Source organism: Pontimicrobium sp. MEBiC06410 (genome assembly GCF_053601615.1).
This window is the reverse complement of record NZ_JBSHNT010000027.1, coordinates 1-3,020: the sequence shown is the minus strand read 5'-3', so window position 1 is coordinate 3,020 and position 3,020 is coordinate 1. Positions and strand designations below refer to the sequence as shown.

The window sequence follows — 3,020 nt, the reverse complement described above, 5'->3', positions numbered from 1 at the left end:
GCGGCATCGGCATCGGCTTGGGTTAGGTAATAGCTTAGGGTGATGCCTGTTTGTCCATTTAGTATTTGTGCGTTGGCCTCTTCTAGATTAAATTCTTCGACTTCATCGCCTGGGTTATTAACATCACAGAGTTCTAGTGGGCTTGGTTGTACGAGTACGGGTAATGGGTTGACGATAAGTTCTAGTGGGCGTACTGTTGCACAGCTATTGGTGTTGTCTTCTACTCGTATCCATATGGTTTGGGTATTGGCTATAGTGTTGACAAAGGCATTTGGCGTTGCTATAGGGTTGGTCCCGGCATTGGCATTGGCTTCTGTGATATAGTAGGTTACGATGTATTGTGCGGGGTCTAAATCGTTGGATGGGTCTGTGTCTAATTGGTTTAGTACTTCTGGCTCTTTTTCGGTTAAATCGAAACTGGCAAAGCCATCGGCATCATCGTCACAGACTTCTAATGGGGTAGGGTCTGTTATTTGTGGGGTTGGGTTGACGATAAGTTGTAGTTCTACAAAGCTTGCACAGTCTGTTGCGATGGTTGAGCTTTCTATTCGTACATAGATGGTTTGCATGTTAACCACAATGTTATTGTAAATGCCTGTAATGGCATTAATGTTGTTTTCTGCATCGGCCATGGTTTCATGGTAAGTGATGACTAACCCTGCTGTTACTCCACAGGCCACTTCGTTATCGGCTTGGGTTAAATCGAATTCTCCAAAACCATCGCTATCTGGGTCGCAGTATTCTAATGGTGTTGGGGTGCAGGTTGCTGGGGCTTGTTGAACGACTAGGTCTAATGTTGTGGTACCATAACAGCCAGTATTAATATTTTCAACACGTGCAAAGATTTGTTGCATGTTTGCTGTTGTATTGGTGTATGGTGATATTAATGGGTTTGCGTCGTTATCTGCATCGGCTTGTGTTAAGTGATAACTTACTGTATATTCTGGGTTGTTTCCTGAGATTTCTGCATCTTTTACGGTTAAATCAAAGTCATTAAAGCCATCGATGGTATCGTCATCACAAATTTCTAATGGTGTTGGATCGACTACTGTTGGGTTGATATTTATTGTAAAATCGAAATTAATATTTGAGATAAAACAGCCTGTTGTATTATTTTCTACTCTAACGTATAGGGTTTGTGGGTTAGTAATGTTGTTATATGGGCTGGTTAATGGGTCTACATTATTGTCTGCATTGGCTTGTGTTTCGTAATAATTAATAGTAAAATCGGCTGCATTTTGTGTACCTAGTACTTGTGCGTTAAATTGTGTAAGGTCTATAACGGCACTGTCTGCGGTATCACTACAAATAACAACATCGTCTACGGTATTAATTTCTGGTATAGGGTCTACAACGATATCCATATTGGCAATACCAAAGCATTCGTTATTGTTTTCTACACGAATAAAAATGGTTTGTACAAATGGTGTGGTATTGGTATAGTTATCTGGTAATTCGTTAATTTCTAATTGTGCATCATTAGCTGTGGCGTAATAGTCTACATTTAGTCCTGCGGGTAGTACGGCTAATATGGCTGCATCTGCATCTGATAGTGTAAATTCTGCAAAGCCATCGTAATCATCATCACAGGTTCTTAATCCTGCGTTTCCTATATCGGTTGCTGTAACATCTAGAACGTACTCTGAGGTACGAAAACAGCCTGTTGTTGCATTTTCTACTCTTACATAGATTGTTTGTGGGTTGACTGTATTTGTAAATGGAAAGGGATTGACTGCATTAGTGCTATTTTGTGCATCGGCTAGTGTTAAATGGTGGGTATAGTTAAATCCTGTTGTGTCTCCACTTACCATAACATTTTCATTGGCTTCATTTAAGTTATATTGTGTAAATCCATCTGGTGTGCCGTCTTCATCACATTGTACTAGTGTTGCATTTTGTACTTCTGGCAACGGGTTAACGTCTAATGTTAGTGTTGATGTTGCATAGCATTGGGTGTTGTCTACGTTTTCTATTCGTATAATTAGGTCTTGTGTGTTTGCTGTTGTATTGGTATATAATAGTGGTAATGGCGAGGCATTAGCGTCTGCATCGGCTTGGTTTAAATGGTAAGTTACGGCATATTGCGCTGCGGTTTGCGTACCTAATACTAATGGGGTTTGTGTGTTTAAATCGAATGAAACGAAGCCATTGGTATCATCTCCATCTGCTGTATTGTCACATACGCCATAGGTTAATGTTGGGGTTGTTGGCGAATCGAACACATCTATAATAAAGTTGTTGGTTGCATAGCAAGCTGTGTTATCATTATTTTCTATGCGTATGAATAGTGTTTCTGCTTGGTAAGCGGTTTGGTTGGTGTAAGGGCTTACTAGGGCATTAGCGTTATTATCTGCATCGGCTAATGAAGAGTGATAGGTTACTGTAAATCCTGCTGCTGGTTGTGTGCCTAATACTGTTGGGGTTAAGGCTGTTAAATCGAAGGCCCATAGTCCATCATTATTGTCATCACAGATTAATTGATCTGCTACGGCATTGGCTGTTGGGGTATCAAATACATCTATGTCGAATGTTGTTGTTGCAAAGCATAGTGGATTGTCATTGTTTTCTACTCTTATTACTATTGTTTCTGCTTGGTAAGCGGTTTGATTGGTATATGGACTTGTTAAGGCATTGGTATCATTATCGGCATCGGCTTGATTGGAGTGATAGCTTACTGTATAGTCTGTTGCGGCTTGCGTACCTAATGCTGTGGCATCTAGTGTTGCAAAATCGAAGGCCCACAGTCCATCGTTATTGTCATCACAGATTAATTGATTGGTTACTACATTTGCCGTTGGTTCATCGAAAACGTCTATAACAAAGCTTGTGGTTTCATAGCAGGCTGTATTGTTATTGTTTTCTATTCTTACTACTATTGTTTCTGCGGTATAGGCTACTTGATTGGTGTACGGACTTGTTAAGGCATTGGCATCATTATCGGCATCGGCTTGATTGGCATGAAATGTAATGGTGACGTCTCCTGCTGTTTGACTGCCTAATACCGTAGCTTCTATGGCTGA

At 40.5% G+C, this 3,020-nt stretch carries 1 pseudogene; it reads right to left on the bottom strand.

The features are described 5' to 3' along the window. A pseudogene (locus ACVC08_RS00180) lies at positions 1 to 3,014 on the bottom strand (hypothetical protein); the annotation flags it as partial. Between the last annotated feature and the right edge of the window lie 6 nt (positions 3,015 to 3,020).